Raw genomic sequence first — 21,599 nt, 5'->3', positions numbered from 1 at the left:
CTCAGGCTGCGGCTCCGTCCGGTCCCACGGTGGCTGGCAGGTGGCCTGTCTTCACCCAGATGGTGCAGCCCGAGTCACTCCAGGGCCGATGCGCACTGCCCGGTGGATTGCGCAGCCAGCTGCCGGCCGGATAGGTGCCCTGTTCGTCCTGAAACACGCCCTCCAGCACCAGGATTTCCTCGCCACCAGGATGGCCGTGCGGTTGGAACACCGTGCCGGGCGCCCAGCGAACCAGGGCCACATGCTCCGAGCCGTAGGCGTGCAAGGGCATCACCTCCAGCCCCGGCACCAGGCCAGGCAGCCAGTCGCGGCTGGGGGTGGCGATCCCCACGGTCTGCTGATCGGCCGGGTGCATCTGGTGCAGCTTGACCAGCAGCGTGCAGCCCTCTGCGCTGAAGGGCGCATGGCTGGAGCCGGCGGGGTTGCGCAGGTACGTGCCGACCGGATGGTCGCCGGCCTCGTCGGAGAAGGTACCCTGCAGCACCAGAATCTCCTCGCCACCGCCGTGGCTGTGGCGATCGAAGTGGCTGCCGGGGGCGTAGCGCACGATTGAGGTGGCGCGGGCCACCTCGCCGCCAAGGCGATCGAGCAGGCGCCGCTCGACTCCGGCCAGGGGTGATGGTGTCCAGGGGAGGCTGGTGGTGTCCAGCATCACCCGTTGGCTCAGATCGGCACGGAGCTCCATGGGGTGATTCTGCTCAACGGCGGATCCGCAGCAACTGAATGTGAGGAGGCAACCGCGTCACACCGCCTGGGCTTGCCGCCGGCTGAAGGCAACGACTCCAGCAGCAAGGGCTGCCACCCCCAGGGCGCCACTGGCGACCAGGAACACCAGCGTCTGCAGGGCCAGCAGGAACACCCCCAGAGCCGACGCCGCCTTGATCTGAATCCTGGCCTTGATCAGCAGGGTGAGCAGCAGCAGCACCGTGGCCCGCAGCCCGGCGATCCTGGCGGCAGACAGGGGACAGAGAGGGCAGGGCAGCAGCATGGTGGAAGTGCGATGCTTCAATCCTGGCGAAGCGGTGGATGGGGTGTGGATTCGCTGCTGCCCTACGACGTGCAGTAACTGTCACTTGTATTCGTGATGGCTGAGCCCCATAGCTTCCGATGTCCCCGTTGCGGTGGTCATGACCATGGCTTGGTCTATGGGCGCCTGCTCCAGCGTTACCAGTGCCGATTCGACGGAGCATGACGTTGCAGTTTGAGGTGGTCTGGCTTTTCTGGACAGGTCCCATCGTTAACCTCTGAGGCGGGGCACCGCCCCTGAAAGGGGCTCCCACCGATGAGCAAGCGCCGTACCCACAGCCCCGAGTTCAAGGCCAGGGTCGCCATGGAGGCGATCAGTGGCCTCTATCTGAATCCACCTGACAAGGCGATGGTGCTCTGCGTTGACGAGAAGACGCAGATCCAGGCTCTGGACAGGACTCAGCCGCTGCTGCCCATGGGCCTCGGTTACGTCGAGGGCGTCACCCATGACTACATCCGCCACGGCACCACCACCCTGTTCGCCGCCTTGGACGTGGCCACCGGTGAGGTGATCAGCCAGTGCACGCCCCGGCACCGGCATCAGGAGTTCCTGGGCTTCCTGCGGCAGATCGAGACGTCCGTCCCCGAGGACCTTGATGTCCACCTGATCGTGGACAACTACTGCACGCAGAAGCACACCAAGGTGAGGGCCTGGCTGGCACAACGGCCCCGCTTCCACGTTCACTACACACCCACCTACGCCTCCTGGCTGAACCAGGTGGAGCGCTGGTTCGGGATCATCACCCAGCGGGCGATCCGGCGCGGCAGCTTCTCCAGCGTCAAGGAGCTGATCGCCAAGATCGAGCAGTTCGTGGCGGCCTACAACAAGACCAAGGCCCCGTTCAACTGGACGGCGACAGCAGATTCAATCCTGGAGAAGCTCAAGCGACTTTGCTCGCAAATCTCCGGGACGGCACACTAGGCGTAAGTAAGCATAATTGCAACAATCAACGAGCGAGGGAAGCGCAAAACCGATCAGGCGAGATAGTATAGGCAACAGCATATTTTTCGTCGGCTCATGGAGCGGGTTACATTGATTATGACTGTAAGAGAGCGCTATGAAACCACGCTCAGATCAATCATCGAGACATTGAAGACGCTGCCCCCAGGCTGCAAGCTGATTTTTGCAGATGGTGCAACGCCCAAATATGTTCGGGAGCAGATAAAACCGTACAATAAAGAGGGAGTTCTCGAGGCAATCTACTTCAAGACAAGAAAGTGGCCCAATCAGATCAGGAAAAGAGTAATAGGAAGAATCAAATCAAAGTATGTGATATTTATTGACAATGATGTTATTCCTTCAGAGGGATGGATTGAACATCTGATTGATTGCGCTGAGGTCACAAGTGCAGCAATAGTTGCCCCGCTTTATTTAATTGGCAGAGACCCATCCACCGATACTATTCATATGGCAGGAGGAAGGCTGTCGTATCAAGGATTGGGTCACACAAGATCCCTGTACGAGGAGCATAGGCTCTCAAACTCTTCGTTTTCAAAGCATGCGCCTCATCTTTTGAGAGAAGAGGTTGACTTTGGCGAGCATCACTGCCTCTTTATGCGCACTAAGTTTGCAAAGACTGTTGATGTCTTTTTTGATGGAATTTACGCTGTGCATGAGCATATACATGCATCATTGATGGCCAAAAAGCATGGCATGGCGACATATTTTGAGCCAAAGTCAGTTGTCACTTACTGTGCTTATCAACCTCTTCGAATTCAGGATAGAAAATATTTTGTTGAACGATGGGACCCAGCCAAGGCCGATCACTCACTGGTCAAGTTTTGTGAATATTGGCATCTCGTCGATGATGGACACTGCTTTGAGGGTATCCGTGGCTTTGTCAAGCGCCATCAGCGAATGGGACAGATTTTGAATACAGAGGGCGTAGTACCTGAGTCAAGGGCATTCGTCGCTAAGATCAAGGCAAGTGATGTGGCCAATTCAAGAAGCGAACTTTTTGCTCTTGCTATGAGTTTAGGCCTCACGGAAATTGAGAGACTAAGAATTGATAGGTGTTGTGAGCTGTCTACTGTATTTATGAATGGTGGGTACAGACCATGTGGTCGACCATTCGTGAATCATCTTATTGGTGCGGCCTCAATTCTTGCTTGGCACGGAGTGAGTACTGAAATAATCTGCGCAGGGCTAATGCATTCTTTGTTGCAAGCCTCTCCCCTTAGAGGAGACAATGAGTTCAGCAAGACTGTTGCCGCAAGTATTAGTAGACTTGCGCCGGACTCCGCCCATATAGTTGCTATTTATTCGCAATGGCAGCGCCGACTAAAGAGATATCCCTACAAAGATCCTTTAGAGGTAAAGCGAATTGTAGATGGATTGACTGTTCTGGAGGCCAAGGCGACGATTGTTTTGGCCGCAGACTTTCTGGAGATGTGTTTAAGCGGAGAGTATCTCTATAGTCGCAGAATCAACGAATTTCCCGACGAAGGATTTATTTTGTTTCTTGTTGAAACCTTGAAAGCTCTAGAGATGTTTCAATTTGCCCAGAGTTTAATCGAGATTCGTGCTGATACTGCGAGAACGCTGCGCAAGGCTAGCCCTATTCATTGCGATGCTCGCAATCTTGATCAATTGTATTCGTATAGATATGATGGTGCTACGAAGTCGCCTATGATCGCGCTGGATGTTTAGAATTTAAATTGGGTGCCTACTTAGGGCCTCCTGAGAAAGTAAGAACCAGCCCCAGGTCAGCAAAGTGGGGAGGCCCCGGCCCAACACTGAGTGTTGCTCAGGCTGCAGCCGGTTGATTGCTCAGGAGCCGCTCCTCGCCTCTTCGGATGGATTCAGTGCCGATCAGTAGCTGAAACAAGAAGGCCGGCGCCTATCAGCAAAGATGTCCGCTCAGGGTACTGATCTGAGTACCTCAGAAAGCCTACTCCGGATGGAGGATCATGGGCTTCGAGATCGGATGTTGATCGTCATCGCGCGTTGATCAGGAGCGCAGGCTTGAGCGGCCGGCCCCCGGTCGGAGGCTGAGGCCGGCCCGCCTCTTGCGGGCGGTCCAACCACAACCCCCTGGGGCCTGGGTTTCTGATCTTCAAGCAGCGACAGTGTCCTGCGGTCTGGGATGGTTGACCCGCACGACTGTTGGCTGAGCCCAATCGCGAGGTGGCCTGGCCCAGCGGCGTGGATGTTGCGCACGCGCCTGCTCATAGGTCTGCTGACGGACTCTGCAGATCGCGTCAGCTTCTCCGTAGTGACGTTGATTGGGCGTCACATACTTGATGCCGCTGTGACGATGCTCAGCGTTGTACCAGTCAACAAAACCATCGACCCAGGCACGCACTGAGAGAAGATCCCGGAAACGACGCACTGGATAGCTCTGGTGATATTTCATGGTTCGGAACCATGACTCAACGTAGGCGTTGTCATTGCTCACCCGCGGCCGCGAGAATGACAGGGAGATGCCGAGCTCGGCCAGCTTGGCGGCCAAGGTGTAGGAGCGCATGGGTGCTCCGTTATCGGCGTGCAGGATCGTGGTCGACCCCGAGCTGATCCCTTCATCACGGCAGACACGATCAAAGAAGTGCTTGGCCAGTTCGCCGCATTCACGATCGTGCACCTCAACGCCAAGGATGCGCCGGCTCCACACATCCATCACCATATAAAGGTAGTAGAATTGACCCTTCACAGGCCCCGGCAACAGGGTGATATCCCAGGCCAGCACTTGATGGATGCCCGTTGCCTCCAGCACGGGTGGCTCTCTTGGCTCCCGCGGTGGGCGGCTCCTGCCGCGATGATTTAACAGGCCTTCCTGGCGCATGATGCGGTAAATCGTTGACTCCGATCCCACGTAGACTCCCTCCTCGGCAAGGATCGCCACGATCTGACCAGGCGTGAGATCGGCAAAGCGTGGATCGTTGACAGTGGACAACACCTGTTGGCGCTCCTCCTCGCTGAAACGATGCATGACATGCCTGGACGCTCCCTTGCGTTGATCGCAGCTGAATCCCTGGGTCCGAATCATCAAGCCCCATCGCCTCAGCGTGCGTGTCGCCAGGCCGAAAAGATCAGCAATGGCCTTGGCCGAAAGGCCACGACTGATGCCTTCCTGTAGAAGCGCGACGATCGCACCGCGATCGCCAGACGGAATCAAGGATCCTCGTCCGGTTGAAAGATCTGGTTGAACTTTTTTGAGAGCATCAACAACGTCGCCGCTTCTGTCAGTGCTTTTTCTTTCTTCTGCAATTCACGCTCCAGCTGGCGATTCCGCCGGACCAGTTCCTGATTCTTGCGTTGCAGTTCCCGCTGATCAGCCATGCTCGGCGCGCTGGGGCCATTGGCATCCTCGGCGGCCTGGCGCCAACGGGCAACCTGCTTGGGGTACAGCCCCCGCTCCCTGCAGAACGACCCGAGCTCGCTTCCGTTCAGTCCTGCGGCCTGGATCACGGCTGCCAGCTTGTCGGCAGCGCTCCACTGCTCCGGCGGCCGGTTCGTGGCAGGCACCAGCTGGCCCTGCTTCTGCCACTGGCTCCGCCAGTTGTAGATGGTCTGCGCCGTGATCCCGGTGTCGCGGGCGATCTCAGCCACGCTCTCAAGGTTCGGAGGGCTCATCCGCAGGCGGACGGCTTCCCGCAGAGCGGCGTCATAGGGCGGTTGCATAGTCGTCGGTTGGGCCCCCAGGTGGACGGGTCAAACCGAGCGGACTTCTTTGCTGACACTGGGGGGGCAAAAAGAACCAAAAGAAGCCCCAGCAGCTTCTCGAGGTTCATTACCAGTACAGCCAATGCAATGGCTGATCCTTGGGTGGCAGCGAGCTTCTCACGAATCAAACCCAATCCAAATCGCCGCTTCCCCTGTCCGATTTTGCCTTCTACCGCGTTACGTTGCCGTTGATCATCAAGACACTGTCTCTTCTCTTCTGCCACAAGCTTAGGATCGCTCTTGGGCCGACCAAGGCGAGGTCCACTCAGGCGAATCCCATGACGCTGACAGAAAGCGCGGTTCGCTCGAGTCCGATAGATCTGATCGGCACAGATCACTTCTGGATAATGACCATGACGACGGCGATAGGCTCTTGCTTGAGCCTTTAGATCTTCTCCTTCATTGTAGGGATCGTAGCTCAGGCGATCTAGGTAGGTGAATCCATCACCCGTAACTGAAATTGAGATCTTGGCTCCGAATTCGACATTACATCTGGCTTTGCCACGAACTATGGGCCTGATGTGTGAGGTGGTCTGGCTTTTCTGGACAGGCCCCATCGTTAACCTCTGAGGCGGGGTACCGCCCCTGAAAGGGGCTCCCACCGATGAGCAAGCGCCGCACCCACAGCCCCGAGTTCAAGGCCAGGGTCGCCATGGAGGCGATCAGTGGCCGCAAGACGATCCAGGAGATCGCCGCCGACCACGCCATCCACCCGATCCAGGTGAGCCAGTGGAAGCGGCAGCTCCTGGACGGTGCCAGCGAGCTCTTCACCCGAGGCAAGAAGACCAAGGACAAGGAGGAGGGGCAGGCCAAGGAGGCGGAGCTGTTCCAGCAGATCGGACGGCTGCAGATGGAGCTGGAGTGGCTCAAAAAAAAGTCTCAACTGCTCTGATGCCCGTGAACTGCGCAAGCTGGTCGATCACGACCACCCCGAGCTCAGCATCAGCAGGCAGTGTGCGCTGCTGGGGCTGCCTCGATCCACGCTGTACTACCGGCCGACACCGGTCCGTGTATCGACGCTGCGGATCATGGCCAGGATCGATGCTCTCTACCTGGAGGATCCCTGCAGCGGCAGCCGCCGGATGGTGGACTATCTGGCCCAAGATGGTATCCCGATCAGCCGAGATCGAGTGCGAAACCTCATGCGGCGCATGGGATTACGGGCGATCTACCAGAAGCCCCGGACGACGGTTCCAGGTGATCCGTCCGTGCGGTTCCCCTGCCTGGTGGACCTCACGCAGGTCACGTCGGTGGATCAGGTCTGGGCGACCGACATCACCTACATCCCTCTGCAGAAAGGGTTCCTCTATCTGGTGGCGATCATGGATCTCCATTCCAGGCATGTGCTCAGCTGGAGGCTCTCCAACAGCCTTGACACGAAGTTCTGTCTGGAGGCCCTGGAGATGGCCTTGGGAGGCGGCCGTAGGCCAGAGATCTTCCACTCCGATCAAGGCTGTCAGTTCACGTCCGCTGACTTTGTGGCCAGACTCAAAGGGGAGCGGATCCAGATCAGCTGGTCCGGCAGAAAGCGGTGCTACGACAACATCCTTGTTGAACGGCTGTGGAGGACTGTCAAGTACGAGGAGGTCTACCTACGGGCATACAGCGATGGCTGGGACGCTGAAATCAGCCTGGCCCGCTTCCTGTGGCGGTATTGCCATGTAAGACCTCACAGTTCCCTTGGAGGCAAAACTCCCCACGCGGTCTACACTGAGGCCGAACCATGTTCCACCCGTCCTGGGTTAACGATGTCAGGGGCCGGAACTGTCCAATAAAAGGCACCCACCTCAGTTTCGCACTCGATCTCGGCTGATCGGGATACCATCTTGGGCCAGATAGTCCACCATCCGGCGGCTGCCGCTGCAGGGATCCTCCAGGTAGAGAGCATCGATCCTGGCCATGATCCGCAGCGTCGATACACGGACCGGTGTCGGCCGGTAGTACAGCGTGGATCGAGGCAGCCCCAGCAGCGCACACTGCCTGCTGATGCTGAGCTCGGGGTGGTCGTGATCGACCAGCTTGCGCAGTTCACGGGCATCAGAGCAGTTGAGACTTTTTTTTGAGCCACTCCAGCTCCATCTGCAGCCGTCCGATCTGCTGGAACAGCTCCGCCTCCTTGGCCTGCCCCTCCTCCTTGTCCTTGGTCTTCTTGCCTCGGGTGAAGAGCTCGCTGGCACCGTCCAGGAGCTGCCGCTTCCACTGGCTCACCTGGATCGGGTGGATGGCGTGGTCGGCGGCGATCTCCTGGATCGTCTTGCGGCCACTGATCGCCTCCATGGCGACCCTGGCCTTGAACTCGGGGCTGTGGGTGCGGCGCTTGCTCATCGGTGGGAGCCCCTTTCAGGGGCGGTACCCCGCCTCAGAGGTTAACGATGGGGCCTGTCCAGAAAAGCCAGACCACCTCACCCCACTTTGCTGACCTGGGGCTGGTTCTTACTTTCTCAGGAGGCCCCAGGTAGAGGTACAGCCACACACCCCGCACTGTGGTCGGCAGATAGGTGATGTCCCAGCTCCAAACCTGGTTTTGTCCCGTGTCAATCAGGTTGATGGCCGCTTCAACCAGATTGTCGCCGGATACCTTCCGCCGGTGCGCGGCGCTGGTCAGCCTTCCTCGTCCTCCGAGCAGAAGGCCTCCCACTTTTTTCGCAGCATCAGCAAGGCCGCCGCCTCCGCCAGGGCCTTCTCCTTGCGCTGCAGCTCCATTTTGAGAGCTTTGATCTCCCGCTGGTCCTGGGCTCGGAGCTTTTCGAGCTCCTTCTGCTCGGCCGGCCCGGCCTCCCCAGTAGGGACTCCTGAAAAAGATTCTCGGCCCATCGGCGCCGGATTCGTCCGTTTGCTTCGCGTTAATCAGGCTGGCAAGCGCGGTGACATCAAGTCGGCCAGATCTCAAAAGCATGGCTTGCAGATGCCCTCAGGCGCTCTGATCGCTGACCAGGCCATAAAAAAGCTGTAGATCCACCCAAAAAGAAGGACAAAAAAGAGGCGCAGCAGCCTCAAGACCTTTTCCGCGCACATCACGACAAAGGCCATCGAGATGGAGGATTCGGCACCAGCTGGTAGACGAGCCATGATCAGATCCAGGGAATACTTGCGCTTTCCAGAGCCAAAGACGCCTTCCACTTCATTGCGTCGAGCTTGATCAGATCGGAGCTGGTGCTTGTGTGCAGTGGTGACATCAGGATCCTTGGGCGGGCGACCCAATCGCTTGCCGGAGAGGCGAATACCGTTCCTCGTGCAGAAATGCCTATTCTTGGCCGTGATATAAATCCGGTCGGCGCAGATTCGCTCTGGGTAAGATCCTGTATCCAGCTTGTATTTTTCCGCCTGAGCGATAAGGTCTTCTCCTTCGTTGTAGGGGTTCCAGCTTATGCGGTGCAAGAACGGAAAGCCGTTTTGAACCGAAACACTGATTTTGGCTCCAAACTCCACCGCAGCACGTGCTTTGCCTCGCACCATTGGGCGGATATGGGTCTGCACAAGATTCACCAGGCGGTCTGGAATGCTGTTGGTCTGAGAGGCGAGCAGAAGGCCCTGTTGCCGCTCCAACTCGCTGCAGGCCAACAACTTCTGCCACCAATGCCTCTTAAGCTCGGAAAGCCTTGCCCCGCAGCCGATCAGAGCATCAATGGCCTTGAGATTCTGCCGCACATAGCCAAGCTGATGTTTAATGGCAGCCTTCACTTTGCGGCGACGTGGTCGTTTTTGCTTCGCCACTCTCAGGAAATGAGCACGAGCAAGGCCACGGTCGTAGCGAGGTCGATGTCTCCTGAATCCCGATGACTGACTGCACAGATCATCAATGACTCGCTCGGTCGTTGTGCGAGCCTCGTTGAGGAGCTTGAGGTCTCTGGGATAGGTGATGTCGGCTGGAGTGCAACTGGCATCAATCGTGAGAGTGCCCCAATTCTTTCCTTCTGGCCAGTCAGCAGGCTTGATCAACGCATCAAGTTCTAGCTGAGCGCCTCCTCCACTGGAATCACGATCATCATGGTCGTCATCGTCTGCTGCCTGAGCAAGTGCTTCCAGAAGGATCTCTTTGCCGCGCTGCACCACCAGCTCGTTGATACGGCGCAGATCCTCGTCAGAAAAACGCTTGCGAAAGTGCACCATCATCGAGGCATCAAACGGTGCCTTAGCTGTGTAGCCCGCAAAGCCGAGAAAGAACTGAATATAGGCGTTCTCTCTGATCTGATGGACTGTCTCTTCGTCGGTGAGCCCTAACTTCTGTTTGATGTAGAGAGCACCAAAGGCCATTCTCACTGATTTGGCTGGAGCGCCAATTGTGGCGCTGAATTGAGGGGCATAGGTTTCTTCCAGCTCATCCCATGGGATCAGCCCCTCCAGTTGAACCCAGCGATTCTCGGGATCAAGTGTGCCGCCAAATGGCAGGTGGAACTCCTTGATTGAGATCTGACCGTTATTGTGCCTCCGGTACATATGGAACGATCAGGAGTAAAGGCAATCACGGATTGCCTGATTCACGGCCACTTTAGCGGTTTCTCATGCTTGAGACCAGCTGCGGCGCAATGGATCTGGATTTTTCAGGAGTCCCCCAGTACCAGTGTGGCTAAGGGCTTTGGCATTGGCCATGGGTGTTTCGGCCGCGAGGGCGTGCAGAGCTGTACTGGTTCGTTTCCTGAAACCGGGGGGCCGTCGCCAGGGCAGGGAACGCAATTCGAATCCCAGGCTACGTTTGCTTTCGGGGTCAGGCCTCCAAAGATGTCATCGGCCATGGCCCGATGTCCTCATGACCAGAGTGGCAAGGGCGCTCTGGCCTGGCCGTGGGTGTTTCGGGCGCGAGGGCGTACGCGCGTACTGGTTCGTTTGCTGGGGATTGAATCTGCCGCGTAGCAGCTTCACCCAACATACGGAATAACTAGCCCTCAGATTTCTCTAGACATATTAAAAAATATGATCAACATTATCCCTTACTCGTTCTTCTAGCGAAGAACAAAGAGCGGCCACCCATGCCTGGTGCTCTCTTGCCAGATCAGGGACTCTGACGCCAATCCCTCCTTTGTGGCTAGGGCCAACTATCTTCCAGTACCGCTCATGCAAAGGCTGAAAAAGGGCGTATAGATAGGCGTATTCATCGGCCGTCATGAAGTCAGTTAGATTATAGGAATGTGCACTATGGCTGATGGCTTTTTGAAGGCTATTCTTCTTCCATGGCTCATCATTTACTGTCAACTCAAAAGCAAGGCTGTCATCTATCGACCTCAGCTCATCCTCATAGATAGTAGTCTTGGCATCGCCTAAGCACTCCAGTAGCATAGCCGCTTGATTCTCGTTTCTATTGTTTGCGAATTGTCGAGAATCCAGAAGAAATCTGGCAATCTTAAGAATTGATTCCTCTCGATTACGAACAAATCCTTCGTGACTCACGATAATAAGTCGATTAGGCGGAGCTGCAATTAGGGGATTAAGAATTCGTATTATATATTGAAATGCTAGGGTGTCAATTGTGCGATGCGGCTCTTGCCATGAGCCTGGCTTTTCTTGTGAGATCTTTCTCATCGCACAAATTTGGTCAATAGGGTTGCGCATAGAGAGAATGCACTTAACACTTGGAACGGCCTTGAGCAAGTGATGTGCATATTCGCTTGACGTTATTGTCTTGTCTATGACAAATCCCGATCCCGTGCGGGCAATGAACTCCTTAGCCCTTCTCGATAGAGTTGATTCGACAACCGCGATATATAACTCAGCCAGATTATAGTTCTTTTGCGGGGAGACTATGGGCCGGAGATCTACAACGTGCTTACGGACCCATTCAAACCTTGGATCACTCTTTCCAATGCTGTCAAATCTTTCGAGGAGGTAGCTTCCTTCATGCCTGACCTCTGGATCATGCCCAACTAACTCTGCATACTGACTAATTAAAGAGTGCTCCGGTATGCCTACGAATGGATAGTGAAGGCAAAGACTTCGCTGCAGCACTGAAGTTCCGGATCTTGCTGGGCCCATGATTGCTGCAATACCTATGCTTGGCGCCTCATGAATGATGGGCCCAGCAAATGAAGCTGCTCCGCGTGATTGTTGTTTATATTGCCTAATTATAGCTTCCCACTCTAGTGCTGAGCGCCTCGGCACGATCTTGGCGTTGATTGGCGGACAGCGACCTATCAGATAAAAATGGCCGAGGTACCAGCTTTCAAATAGAACTGTCGCATCTTCTAGCCATGCACAGGAATGATTATGAATTAGATGGTGAAACATAACGCGATCGCAGATCGGCCCATATTTCGATGGCATCTCGCTCCAAATAGAAAGTGCGGAGAAAGCAGGTCGAAAGAGTACCATGCAACTGGTGTCGACATGCGCCTTGTTTGTATCTTCTTCTAGCAGAGTTGGGATTACTTGCCCGTCTGGAAAAAATACATGTCGATAGGTAAATATAACATCCGCTTGTGTTTCTTCTCTGCGCGCAAGTGCTAGCCTGATATGGTCATCTTTGTATAGATTGTCGACATCGAGGTAAGCGATGGCATCATAGCCCTCGTTCATTGCGCAGAGGCTGCCTATCCCTCGAGGAGTATTGCCATTATCGCGATGTCCTTTGCCAAGAATGATGTGCCGGCAGTCCCAGCTATCAAGCTCTGGATTGCCAGGGCCATCGGCAATGAAAAAGTGACTACAAGAACTACTCTGTCTCAGCACGCTTTCATGACAGCGTCGCAAGATTGGTGTTGGCTCGTTGTGATAGGGAGTGATAACTGCAACTCTTGTAGACCGTTGTGATGAGCTATATCCTCTCGCAGGCTGAATAGTTCTCTCTGCAAGAGTCTTCCTAGGACTCAATAGTTGATCCATGCCTTGACTCTTGGCGAATTGTCGGCTCGTCGCTAGTGAGATCTGGTACTCTTCAAGTCTGGCGCTTGAAATAATTTCTTTCAAAAGGCTATCATCTGCTTTCTTCGGCTTGAGACTATATCTAGCATGAGTCAGTTCTCCATTTGGGAATATACTCGATTGATATTCAACGCAGGCAATGGTCTTGATCGGATCAAGCTGCGCCAACGGAAATGAGTGATTCTGCAAAATATACTCTTCTTCATTAGTCGCAGAATCCTGCTGGTCCCCGCGGATTTTGTTTAGGGCAGCCCGTTTGAAGGCTAGTGTATTGGCAGTGACCTGGTTGTGGTTGAAGGGGCCTAGTAGCCAAAGTTCTCGCTTCGGCATATTGATGATGGGTAAAGTGTCTGCGCCAGCTACGTCGTGGTCAGTGTCCATGAGGCGCTTGACTGCGTGCTCAACTCGTGATGGTGGATAATATGCAGTTTCATCCATATGAATAATGATATCTCCATCGCAATGATCGTAACTAATACTTCTTTCCCTGCCTTGGGGCTGCTTGTTTTTGGGTCGGATCAACTTTGTCTTGAGACCCGTATTTGGAGTTGGCGAAAAGATGGGCCCATCAAGATCTGAGTCATCAATGATTACCCATTCTGTAAGGAGTCGTGAATATGTCTGACTGAGAATGCATTTTTCAAGAAGCGGCAATAGGGTCGATCGATTGTGTGCTACAGTAAATAGACTAACTTTGATTTCCTCGCTTCCTTCGTCTGGAAAATTCTTCATTGTCTTATTGTGCCGAAGTCGTTCCGCTGACTGCATTGGCTCGTGTGATCTACCTGTGTAGGCGAAGCCCTTGCTACTGGAGCCAACTCGATTTTCTGATTTGTGCGTGACTGTCTTCTGTTGTTGTCTTGTAGTGCCTGCTGCAGAAACAGGTGTTGAATGGCCGATGATACTGTCTTCTCGGACATCCTGCTTTCGTGTCTTTTCTGATGTTAGAATGTATCCTTGGAAGATGTGCCTCAGTTCTTTTTCGGATATAAGGCGATTAGGGAAGCATCGAGAAGCAGTGTTCGCGCGGATGATATGCAAGCAGATTCCAATATCATCTTGGACAAAGCTGACTGATCCTTTTCTCTGTAAGACTCTTTCGACGAAATGCGAATCCTCTTCCAATTCTTGGTCTGGAAATCGAGTTTGTTCCCAGCATGACTTTCTGTACATGCATGAAAAACCATGCCCTGTTTGGAATGAACGATAGGCTGCAGCTGTAAATCTTTCAAGTCTCTTGCCAACTGGCTCGGTGCCACAGAAATTAAAATGATCGGATTCATGATCTGCTGTATCCCAGTAGCCAAGTCTCCCGCTCGGCTCATGCAGACAAAACCAGCCGGCTAACTTCACGACATCACAGCCACTGGTGCTCATCGCCTTCCACATCATCTCAAGATAATTCGCCGCGTAATAATTGTCTTCATCGAAGTGCGCAATTATATCGCCGTTGCTTCGACTGGCAAGCAGGTTGCGCTTCTCACCGATGCTTAGTCTCCTACTCGTATGCCAATAAAATGCATCACTTCGATGCTCAGTCTTGTCACGAAAAGCAGAGTCAGGGTTGTCGCTGTCATCTAGAACTAGAATCTCCTTATTGGACCAGCTTTGTCGGTCATAAAGCATTAGAAGCTGAGGCAGAGAGTGGGCTCTGTGTCTTGTTGGAACAATGACGGAGATCTTTGGTATTTCTTCGACATTTGTTGCGGGGTCGATTGGCTGCCTGCTGGGGCTGAGGTGCGATGTTTGCTGGTGTGATCTATCCCTACTCATGATCTTCCATTACGATGTCCGGACATTCGCCAGTCTGCCTTGTCGTGGCTGTGGTGTCTTCTGGGCTCGAGAAAGGCTCATTTGCCTCTGACACTCTGAGAGGTCGAATCAGTCTAAATTGTCTCGGTGTGCCACGGCGGCTATCAGGGTGCATCGACACTTCTTCGGCCAAAATGGAAAGAGACTAGCATAGATAAGTTGATTTATACTCTTGTGCAGTGCGTCGTTAGAATGCTCAAGCGGCATGGAAAGCCAAGCTAGTGTCTCAGCTTCGCCATTAGAGGACCAGGAGCCTGTCGCGCATAGATCAGCACCCAGTCTCTCCACAGCCGCCCATCAATCTGCCCTGATCCCAGTGACTGCAATGGATCTGGGCGATACACTCGGGCATGCAGAAGCGCAAGACCTTTCGCCCCTGGCCGCAGAGTCGCCTAAAAGTCTGTCCTGGTAGCTCTTGGCAGGTCTGCCAGCATTGGGTTTGGTCGGCGGGTCTCAGTGCCCCCAATGCCCGAAACCCGCTCCACCGGAGTCGATCAGCCCGCACCGGATGACCTGATCAGCTTCCTCAAGGCCATCCCGGATGGGCGTTACCGCCGCGGGGTGCGTTACCCGCAGTGGTTCCTGCTGCTGGTGGCTGTGCTCGGGATCCTGAGCGGCTGCCGCAGCTCCCGTGATCTGGAGGCCTTTGCCCGGCGGCACCGTGAGGCACTCAACCAGGCGCTGGGCCTGAATTTCAAGCGCTGGCCCTCCGATGCCACCTTCCTCTACCTGTTCAACAAGGCCCACCTGCAGGAGTTTGGCCAGGTGCTGCAGGCCTGGATGATCAGCCAGGTCCCAAGCGGGGCAACGGGTCTGGATCAGCTGGTGTGTGATGGCAAGACCCTGCGCGGCTCTGCCGTGGAGACAGAAGACGGCAGTCACCGGTTTGTCGCCCAGGTCACGGTGTACGCCCGGGCCCTTGGCGTCGCCCTGGCCCAGACGACCTATGACACCCACGAATCCAGTGAGCGTGCGGCGCTGAAAGAGCTGCTCAGCAGCCTGGATCTCGATGGCGTGTTGATCCAGGCGGATGCCCTGCACACGACGCAGGCGTTTTTCGCTGGTGCCTCTCCCAGGGGGCCGACGTGCTCCTGACCGTCAAATCGAACCAGAAGACCCTCTACCGCCAGATCGGCTGCCAGTTCCAGGGAAAGCGTCACATCCCTTTCACTGCAACAGATCACGAGAAGAGCCACGGGCGCGACACCGTCTGGGAACTGCGAGCCAGAGAGGCACCGGAGCACATCAAAGCCAACTGGCCCGGCAGCGCCTGGATCGTTGAGGTGATCACAGGCACCCTCACCCGCAAGGGCAAGCGCAAGATCAGGCACCACCTGTTCCTCACCAGCGTGCGCACCACGCCACAAGCCCTGCTGCGCCTGATCCGTCAGCGCTGGAGCATTGAGAACGAATGGCACTGGGCCCGTGACGTCCAGCTGGGTGAGGACGCTCATCGCTACGCCAACCGGATCGGGGCCCCGGTGTTCGCCTTCCTGCGAACCATCGTGATGAACTTGCTGCGGCGGGGCGGCTACCGCTCGATCCGCCAAGGCCTGCGGGAGTTGGCCTACGACATCAAGGGAATGCTGGCACTTGGCGGCGTGGCCAGCCGAGGGAGCTTGGGCTGATCACACTTTTAGGCAGCCCTGCCCCTGGCCGCGGTAGCGCCCCTTCGAGTGGTGTAACTCAGGAGGTCCTGTGACCCTTTCAGGAGGGTGATCAGGAGCAGTCAGGGGATGACTGCTTGGGAGCTGATTGCGCAGCTCCATCGTTCCACTATGAACCCTGATCGCTGAATGTGCAACTCAGCGATCGAGGGGATTCGTGTAGATCGAGGAAGGAGTTGGTGCGTTTCAGCTCATGGCTACTGCCGCCCGCTTGGCCGGATCACCATCGGTGGGCTCCAACATTGCCTCGAGCTCGGGGATTTTGGCCATGGTGGCCTCGGAGAAGAAGCGGCGGCGCTCCAGCTGCCATTCCTCCTGCTGCTCCAGCAGCTGACTGCCCACCAACCGCACGATCGCGGCATCTTCCCCAATGACGGTGACTTTCAGGGAAGGTGTCACTCCTTGGCTGCCATTCAGGCGGCCTCGATTAAGGGTAGCGCGAGGATCGGATCTGGTTCCTCTGGTGGCTTGTTGATCCACACGTCTTCGGGTTGGCGCCAGCAGCGAGTGGATCGGCTCCAGCGTCTTGGATGAGCCTGGCCCCCCAGTGTCAGCAAACGAACCAGTACGCGCGTACGCCCTCGCGCCCGAAACACCCACGGCCAAGCCAGAGCGCCCTTGCCACTCTGGTCATGAGGACATCGGGCCATGGCCGATGACATCTTTGGAGGCCTGACCCCGAAAGCAAACGTGGCCTGGGATTCGAATTGCGCTCCCTGCCCTGGCGACGGCTCGACTGACCAATGAGTTAGTCGGCCGATCCCGATTAGGAATTTGCTGATTTTAGTGCGCGAATCCTGCCTGATGCCCTCCCGATCACCTAGTGAGTCCTTAAGCCATGGGAGAACCAATTTCAGCAGGCAAGCGCCGAGCTCGTCTGAAAGTCATTAACCCTCGTTCCGCTGGAATTGATGTCGGCAGTAGATTCCACGTTGTTGCTGTTCCTGTCGAGCTTGATCCGAATCCCGTCCGCAAGTTTTCAAGCTTCACAAAGGATCTAATCGCACTCGCCGAATGGCTGCTGGCAGTTGGAATTAGCACCATTGCCATGGAGTCCACTGGAATCTACTGGGTTCCGCTTTACGAGATTCTCTCTGGCAAAGGCATTGACGTCTTTCTTGTTAATGCCAGGCACGCCAAGAATGTTCCGGGCCGCAAGACGGATATCAACGATGCACAATGGCTTCAGCAGCTCCACAGCTACGGCCTGGTGAGAGCAAGCTTTCGTCCAGACCAAAAAATCACAGAACTACGCTCATATCTGCGGCAGCGTGATCAACTTGTTCGATACCGCTCGTCTCATCAGCAACACATCCAGAAGGCGCTGATGCTTATGAATCTTCAGCTTCATCATGTTGTCAGAGATATCAGCGGACTAACCGGTAGGCGAATCATCGATGCCATACTTTCAGGTGAGAGGGACCCCGAAAGACTCGCTTCTCTCCGAGACAGACGCTGCAAGGAGAGCGCGGCAACAATTGCGGCTGCTCTTGAGGGGAACTACCAAGACGATCACTTGTTCTCTTTGAAGATCGCAGTTGAGCTCTTTGACACCTATTCAGAGAAGATCAGGGCCTGCGAGCTTGCGGCACAATCATTGATGACAGAGCTTGCCGGCTCGGACTATCAAGATCCAGGCAGTCAACCTGGGGATTGGAAGATATGCGGACATGGCTTTGCATTTAACCCAACCCACCTAATTCAAGCCTTGTCAGGCCACAATCTTCTAAGGCTTCCGGGATTAGGACCAACAACAGTTCTCACGCTCATTAGTGAGTGTGGGTTGGACATGAAGCGCTGGCCCAGTGCCCAGCATTTTGTGTCATGGCTGGGACTCAGTCCTCAGAACAGGATCTCAGGGGGAAAGGTACTTTCTTCACGAACACGACAGGGCACTACGCGAGCAGGTAGTGCCTTTTGGATGGCTGCCGTACCGCTGGGAAGAACGAATACTGCACTGGGTGCTTTTCAACGTCGTCTGGCAGCACGTGCCGGAAAGAGTAAAGCATTAATTGCTACTGCCCGAAAGCTTGCCATTCTTTACTACAAGACGCTCCGTGATGGTTTGGTATATCAGGATCCCGGTGCTGCCGCATATCAGGAGGAATCAAGGGATCGTCAGATTCGTGGTCTCCAGCGACGCGCCATTGCCCTTGGTTTTCAACTTGTTGCCTCTGCTTGAGGTGTGGTCAGTCAGCCGAGATCCCTGTTGGCCGTTGGTGTTTCTTAGGAAGAAGTCCGCTCGGTTTGACCCGTCCACCTGGGGGCCCAACCGACGACTATGCAACCGCCCTATGACGCCGCTCTGCGGGAAGCCGTCCGCCTGCGGATGAGCCCTCCGAACCTTGAGAGCGTGGCTGAGATCGCCCGCGACACCGGGATCACGGCGCAGACCATCTACAACTGGCGGAGCCAGTGGCAGAAGCAGGGCCAGCTGGTGCCTGCCACGAACCGGCCGCCGGAGCAGTGGAGCGCTGCCGACAAGCTGGCAGCCGTGATCCAGGCCGCAGGACTGAACGGAAGCGAGCTCGGGTCGTTCTGCAGGGAGCGGGGGCTGTACCCCAAGCAGGTTGCCCGTTGGCGCCAGGCCGCCGAGGATGCCAATGGCCCCAGCGCGCCGAGCATGGCTGATCAGCGGGAACTGCAACGCAAGAATCAGGAACTGGTCCGGCGGAATCGCCAGCTGGAGCGTGAATTGCAGAAGAAAGAAAAAGCACTGACAGAAGCGGCGACGTTGTTGATGCTCTCAAAAAAGTTCAACCAGATCTTTCAACCGGACGAGGATCCTTGATTCCGTCTGGCGATCGCGGTGCGATCGTCGCGCTTCTACAGGAAGGCATCAGTCGTGGCCTTTCGGCCAAGGCCATTGCTGATCTTTTCGGCCTGGCGACACGCACGCTGAGGCGATGGGGCTTGATGATTCGGACCCAGGGATTCAGCTGCGATCAACGCAAGGGAGCGTCCAGGCATGTCATGCATCGTTTCAGCGAGGAGGAGCGCCAACAGGTGTTGTCCACTGTCAACGATCCACGCTTTGCCGATCTCACGCCTGGTCAGATCGTGGCGATCCTTGCCGAGGAGGGAGTCTACGTGGGATCGGAGTCAACGATTTACCGCATCATGCGCCAGGAAGGCCTGTTAAATCATCGCGGCAGGAGCCGCCCACCGCGGGAGCCAAGAGAGCCACCCGTGCTGGAGGCAACGGGCATCCATCAAGTGCTGGCCTGGGATATCACCCTGTTGCCGGGGCCTGTGAAGGGTCAGTTCTACTACCTTTATATGGTGATGGATGTGTGGAGCCGGCGCATCCTTGGTGTTGAGGTGCACGATCGTGAATGCGGCGAACTGGCCAAGCACTTCTTTGATCGTGTCTGCCGTGATGAAGGGATCAGCTCGGGGTCGACCACGATCCTGCACGCCGATAACGGAGCACCCATGCGCTCCTACACCTTGGCCGCCAAGCTGGCCGAGCTCGGCATCTCCCTGTCATTCTCGCGGCCGCGGGTGAGCAATGACAACGCCTACGTTGAGTCATGGTTCCGAACCATGAAATATCACCAGAGCTATCCAGTGCGTCGTTTCCGGGATCTTCTCTCAGTGCGTGCCTGGGTCGATGGTTTTGTTGACTGGTACAACGCTGAGCATCGTCACAGCGGCATCAAGTATGTGACGCCCAATCAACGTCACTACGGAGAAGCTGACGCGATCTGCAGAGTCCGTCAGCAGACCTATGAGCAGGCGCGTGCGCAACATCCACGCCGCTGGGCCAGGCCACCTCGCGATTGGGCTCAGCCAACAGTCGTGCGGGTCAACCATCCCAGACCGCAGGACACTGTCGCTGCTTGAAGATCAGAAACCCAGGCCCCAGGGGGTTGTGGTTGGACCGCCCGCAAGAGGCGGGCCGGCCTCAGCCTCCGACCGGGGGCCGGCCGCTCAAGCCTGCGCTCCTGATCAACGCGCGATGACGATCAACATCCGATCTCGAAGCCCATGATCCTCCATCCGGAGTAGGCTTTCTGAGGTACTCAGATCAGTACCCTGAGCGGACATCTTTGCTGATAGGCGCCGGGCGGGCCTTCTCGTAGACATCGGCTCGCTGCTGGCACATTGCGGTGGCAGTACCGCTGTGACGCTGATGAGGCGTGACGAATTTGATGCCGCTGTGGCGGTGCCGGTGGTTGTACCAGTCGACAAACGCCGCCACCCACTCACACGCCCCCTCTTTGCTGGCAAGCGGCCTACTGGGGTAGTCGGGCCGGTACTTGACCGTGCGGAACAGGAATTCTGAGTAGGGATTGTCGTTTGAGACCCTTGGCCTGGAGAAGGATCTGAGCACACCCATCTCCCGATGGGACCTGTCCAGAAAACCAGACCACCTCAACGTGCCGCCAAATGGGACATGGAACTCTTCGATTGAGAGCTGCCCGTTATGGTGTTTTCGGTACATCTGAGGTGGTCTGGCTTTTCTGGACAGGCCCCATCGTTAACCTCTGAGGCGGGGTACCGCCCCTGAAAGGGGCTCCCACCGATGAGCAAGCGCCGCACCCACAGCCCCGAGTTCAAGGCCAGGGTCGCCATGGAGGCGATCAGTGGCCGCAAGACGATCCAGGAGATCGCCGCCGACCACGCCATCCACCCGATCCAGGTGAGCCAGTGGAAGCGGCAGCTCCTGGACGGTGCCAGCGAGCTCTTCACCCGAGGCAAGAAGACCAAGGACAAGGAGGAGGGGCAGGCCAAGGAGGCGGAGCTGTTCCAGCAGATCGGACGGCTGCAGATGGAGCTGGAGTGGCTCAAAAAAAAGTCTCAACTGCTCTGATGCCCGTGAACTGCGCAAGCTGGTCGATCACGACCACCCCGAGCTCAGCATCAGCAGGCAGTGTGCGCTGCTGGGGCTGCCTCGATCCACGCTGTACTACCGGCCGACACCGGTCCGTGTATCGACGCTGCGGATCATGGCCAGGATCGATGCTCTCTACCTGGAGGATCCCTGCAGCGGCAGCCGCCGGATGGTGGACTATCTGGCCCAAGATGGTATCCCGATCAGCCGAGATCGAGTGCGAAACCTCATGCGGCGCATGGGATTACGGGCGATCTACCAGAAGCCCCGGACGACGGTTCCAGGTGATCCGTCCGTGCGGTTCCCCTGCCTGGTGGACCTCACGCAGGTCACGTCGGTGGATCAGGTCTGGGCGACCGACATCACCTACATCCCTCTGCAGAAAGGGTTCCTCTATCTGGTGGCGATCATGGATCTCCATTCCAGGCATGTGCTCAGCTGGAGGCTCTCCAACAGCCTTGACACGAAGTTCTGTCTGGAGGCCCTGGAGATGGCCTTGGGAGGCGGCCGTAGGCCAGAGATCGGCGCCTATCAGCAAAGATGTCCGCTCAGGGTACTGATCTGAGTACCTCAGAAAGCCTACTCCGGATGGAGGATCATGGGCTTCGAGATCGGATGTTGATCGTCATCGCGCGTTGATCAGGAGCGCAGGCTTGAGCGGCCGGCCCCCGGTCGGAGGCTGAGGCCGGCCCGCCTCTTGCGGGCGGTCCAACCACAACCCCCTGGGGCCTGGGTTTCTGAT

The 21,599-nt window shown here is 56.3% G+C and carries 20 protein-coding genes and 2 pseudogenes; 11 read left to right on the top strand and 11 right to left on the bottom strand.

The features are described 5' to 3' along the window. Position 1: 1 nt before the first annotated feature. A complete protein-coding gene (locus tag H8F24_RS07060) occupies positions 2-685 on the bottom strand; it encodes a cupin domain-containing protein (protein ID WP_197157410.1) in 684 nt (227 codons plus the stop codon). A 57-nt stretch (positions 686-742) separates the two neighbouring features. After that, positions 743-988, bottom strand: coding sequence for a hypothetical protein (locus H8F24_RS07055; protein ID WP_197157408.1), 246 nt, complete (start codon positions 986-988; stop codon positions 743-745). Positions 989-1,339: 351 nt separating this feature from the next. Here H8F24_RS07055 and H8F24_RS07050 point away from each other — a divergent pair. Next, a pseudogene (locus tag H8F24_RS07050) lies at positions 1,340-1,948 on the top strand (IS630 family transposase); the annotation flags it as partial. A 168-nt stretch (positions 1,949-2,116) separates the two neighbouring features. Next, entirely contained in the window at positions 2,117-3,676 is a 1,560-nt protein-coding gene (locus H8F24_RS07045; protein WP_231598163.1) for a glycosyltransferase, read from the top strand. A gap of 406 nt (positions 3,677-4,082) precedes the next feature. Here H8F24_RS07045 and H8F24_RS07040 read toward each other — a convergent pair whose 3' ends face one another. The 3 genes and pseudogenes from H8F24_RS07040 to H8F24_RS07035 all read right to left on the bottom strand — a co-directional run. Then, positions 4,083-5,141, bottom strand: coding sequence for an IS3 family transposase (locus H8F24_RS07040; protein WP_231597781.1), 1,059 nt, complete (start codon positions 5,139-5,141; stop codon positions 4,083-4,085). Then, a complete protein-coding gene (locus tag H8F24_RS19355) occupies positions 5,138-5,647 on the bottom strand; it encodes a transposase (RefSeq protein ID WP_197157219.1) in 510 nt (169 codons plus the stop codon). Before H8F24_RS19355 ends, H8F24_RS07040 begins: the two co-directional genes overlap by 4 nt. 65 nt (positions 5,648-5,712) lie before the next feature. Then, a pseudogene (locus tag H8F24_RS07035) lies at positions 5,713-6,228 on the bottom strand (transposase); the annotation flags it as partial. Positions 6,229-6,293: 65 nt separating this feature from the next. Between H8F24_RS07035 and H8F24_RS19350 the strand changes: the two are divergent. Together H8F24_RS19350 and H8F24_RS07030 are read left to right on the top strand one after the other, a co-directional pair. Next, on the top strand, positions 6,294-6,581 hold the full coding sequence (locus tag H8F24_RS19350; RefSeq protein ID WP_231597691.1) for a transposase: 288 nt from the start codon (positions 6,294-6,296) through the stop codon (positions 6,579-6,581). Between the two features lie 10 nt (positions 6,582-6,591). Then, complete coding sequence (locus H8F24_RS07030) at positions 6,592-7,464, top strand: IS3 family transposase (RefSeq protein WP_231598222.1); 873 nt, start codon at positions 6,592-6,594, stop codon at positions 7,462-7,464. Between the two features lie 262 nt (positions 7,465-7,726). On the opposite strand, the gene H8F24_RS19345 is transcribed toward H8F24_RS07030, so the two are convergent. The 4 genes from H8F24_RS19345 to H8F24_RS07010 all read right to left on the bottom strand — a co-directional run bounded on the left by H8F24_RS19345 (position 7,727) and on the right by H8F24_RS07010 (position 14,167). After that, complete coding sequence (locus H8F24_RS19345) at positions 7,727-8,014, bottom strand: transposase (RefSeq protein ID WP_231597691.1); 288 nt, start codon at positions 8,012-8,014, stop codon at positions 7,727-7,729. A gap of 276 nt (positions 8,015-8,290) precedes the next feature. After that, positions 8,291-8,503: a hypothetical protein gene (locus H8F24_RS07020; protein WP_197172589.1), complete on the bottom strand. Its 213-nt coding sequence runs from the start codon at positions 8,501-8,503 to the stop codon at positions 8,291-8,293. Between the two features lie 72 nt (positions 8,504-8,575). Next, entirely contained in the window at positions 8,576-10,126 is a 1,551-nt protein-coding gene (locus H8F24_RS07015) for an IS5 family transposase (protein WP_197155761.1), read from the bottom strand. Positions 10,127-10,591: 465 nt separating this feature from the next. Further along, positions 10,592-14,167 (bottom strand): glycosyltransferase, encoded by a 3,576-nt coding sequence (locus H8F24_RS07010; RefSeq protein WP_231598162.1) that lies wholly within the window; start codon positions 14,165-14,167, stop codon positions 10,592-10,594. A gap of 651 nt (positions 14,168-14,818) precedes the next feature. On the opposite strand from H8F24_RS07010, the gene H8F24_RS19900 reads away from it, so the two are divergent. Together H8F24_RS19900 and H8F24_RS19895 are read left to right on the top strand one after the other, a co-directional pair. Continuing rightward, positions 14,819-15,448 carry an ISAs1 family transposase gene (locus tag H8F24_RS19900; RefSeq protein WP_197158706.1) on the top strand — a complete coding sequence of 210 codons (630 nt, stop codon included), beginning with the start codon at positions 14,819-14,821 and terminating at the stop codon, positions 15,446-15,448. Then, positions 15,439-15,981 (top strand): ISAs1 family transposase, encoded by a 543-nt coding sequence (locus tag H8F24_RS19895; RefSeq protein ID WP_197171556.1) that lies wholly within the window; start codon positions 15,439-15,441, stop codon positions 15,979-15,981. The genes H8F24_RS19900 and H8F24_RS19895 overlap by 10 nt, the downstream gene beginning before the upstream one ends. Positions 15,982-16,206: 225 nt before the next feature. Here H8F24_RS19895 and H8F24_RS06995 read toward each other — a convergent pair whose 3' ends face one another. Further along, entirely contained in the window at positions 16,207-16,419 is a 213-nt protein-coding gene (locus H8F24_RS06995) for a hypothetical protein (RefSeq protein WP_197157394.1), read from the bottom strand. Positions 16,420-16,858: 439 nt separating this feature from the next. On the opposite strand from H8F24_RS06995, the gene H8F24_RS06990 reads away from it, so the two are divergent. From H8F24_RS06990 to H8F24_RS06985, 3 genes are all read left to right on the top strand, one after another. Continuing rightward, entirely contained in the window at positions 16,859-18,202 is a 1,344-nt protein-coding gene (locus tag H8F24_RS06990) for an IS110 family transposase (RefSeq protein WP_231597702.1), read from the top strand. A 99-nt stretch (positions 18,203-18,301) separates the two neighbouring features. After that, positions 18,302-18,811: a transposase gene (locus H8F24_RS19335; protein ID WP_197157219.1), complete on the top strand. Its 510-nt coding sequence runs from the start codon at positions 18,302-18,304 to the stop codon at positions 18,809-18,811. Then, positions 18,808-19,866 (top strand): IS3 family transposase, encoded by a 1,059-nt coding sequence (locus H8F24_RS06985; RefSeq protein ID WP_231597781.1) that lies wholly within the window; start codon positions 18,808-18,810, stop codon positions 19,864-19,866. Before H8F24_RS19335 ends, H8F24_RS06985 begins: the two co-directional genes overlap by 4 nt. 184 nt (positions 19,867-20,050) lie before the next feature. Here H8F24_RS06985 and H8F24_RS06980 read toward each other — a convergent pair whose 3' ends face one another. Then, positions 20,051-20,362, bottom strand: a complete 312-nt coding sequence (locus H8F24_RS06980; RefSeq protein WP_370594804.1) for an integrase core domain-containing protein — start codon at positions 20,360-20,362, stop codon at positions 20,051-20,053. A gap of 186 nt (positions 20,363-20,548) precedes the next feature. Here H8F24_RS06980 and H8F24_RS19330 point away from each other — a divergent pair, with 186 nt between their 5' ends. Continuing rightward, the gene (locus H8F24_RS19330) at positions 20,549-20,836 is read left to right on the top strand and encodes a transposase (protein ID WP_231597691.1); all 288 of its coding nucleotides are present in this window, start codon (positions 20,549-20,551) and stop codon (positions 20,834-20,836) included. 136 nt (positions 20,837-20,972) lie between these two features. Then, positions 20,973-21,422 (top strand): IS3 family transposase, encoded by a 450-nt coding sequence (locus H8F24_RS19325; protein ID WP_231598084.1) that lies wholly within the window; start codon positions 20,973-20,975, stop codon positions 21,420-21,422. The last annotated feature ends 177 nt before the right edge of the window (positions 21,423-21,599 follow it).

It is taken from the genome of Synechococcus sp. CBW1002, assembly GCF_015840915.1.
In the GTDB taxonomy this organism is placed as follows: domain Bacteria; phylum Cyanobacteriota; class Cyanobacteriia; order PCC-6307; family Cyanobiaceae; genus CBW1002.
Note: the sequence above shows the minus strand (reverse complement) of the source record. Positions and strands in the feature narration are given on the sequence as shown.